Genomic DNA, 1,115 nt, shown 5'->3' with positions numbered 1-1,115 from the left:
GCCATACGCTGGTCAACAGCGGCGCCATAGCTGAACTGACCAGCCTGGTCAACGTCACCGGCAACTACAGCCAGTCCGCCGGCGCGCTGTTGATCGACTACGGCACCGGCCAGTTGGCCATCAGCGGCGTCGCCTCCGTCACCGGCGGCACCATCGCCATGATCAACATTTCCATCAGCCCCAACGGGCTGGTGGGCCAGACCTTTGGCGCCGGCCCGGTGATCACCGGCACGACCGGCTCCAGCTATACCGGCCTGACCTACAACTCCAACATCCAGGGGATGGAGATCACGGGCTCCGTCGCCAACAACAGCCTGTACCTGGTGGGCCTGAACGACTATGTCGGCACGGTCCTGGGCTCGCTCGGCAACAGCGGCACGCTCAGCGCGACCAACCCGGTCTATGTCGGGCGCTATGGCACTCTGGGCACGCTGAACAACACCGGCGTGCTCTCGGGTTCCTATTCCGGCGTGTTCAACATGGGCAGCATCGGCACGGTGCTGAGCACGAACAGCATCGTCGGCACCAGCTTCGGCCTGTTCAACAACGGCGCCATCGCCAAGATCGACCAGATCAGCAACAGCGGCACGCTGACGGGCCGGATGGGCCTGGCCAACACCGGCACCATCACCACGCTGGACAACAGCGGCCTGCTGTCGGGCGACACCATCGCCGTCTACAGCACCCGCGAACTGGACACGATCAGCAACAGCGGCACCATCGCCGGCAACATCAGCATCACCGGCGGCCAAGCCTTGACGCTGGTCGGCGGCTTGGGTGCGGCCGGCCTGTTCACCGGGGCCGGCGGCAGTGTCGGCGTCATCACCAACACCACGGCCGACCTGGTGCTGGCCTCCGGCGCCCTGCAGTTGAACGATGTCATCAACGTCGGCAGCCATACGGTGGCCAACACCGGTGCCACGGTCAACCTGCTGACGGCGCTCAGCATCACCGGCAACTACAGCCAGTCGGCCGGCACGCTGGGCCTGGCCAACGGTGCGCAGCTGGCGGTCAGCGGGACGGCCAGCCTGACGGGCGGCGCCGTCGTCGCCACCCTGTCGTCCACGGTCAATTACCTGGCGGGCCAGGTCGGTCCCACCCTGATGACCGGCGGC

General features: G+C 66.6%; 1 protein-coding gene. It reads left to right on the top strand.

The window, feature by feature from the left end:
• Positions 1–1,115, top strand: a 1,115-nt coding sequence (locus FBZ89_RS31120) for a hypothetical protein (protein WP_211115438.1), incomplete at both ends; no start/stop codon positions are given.

Source organism: Nitrospirillum amazonense, assembly GCF_007828045.1.
GTDB lineage: Bacteria > Pseudomonadota > Alphaproteobacteria > Azospirillales > Azospirillaceae > Nitrospirillum > Nitrospirillum amazonense_C.
Note: the sequence above shows the minus strand (reverse complement) of the source record. Positions and strands in the feature narration are given on the sequence as shown.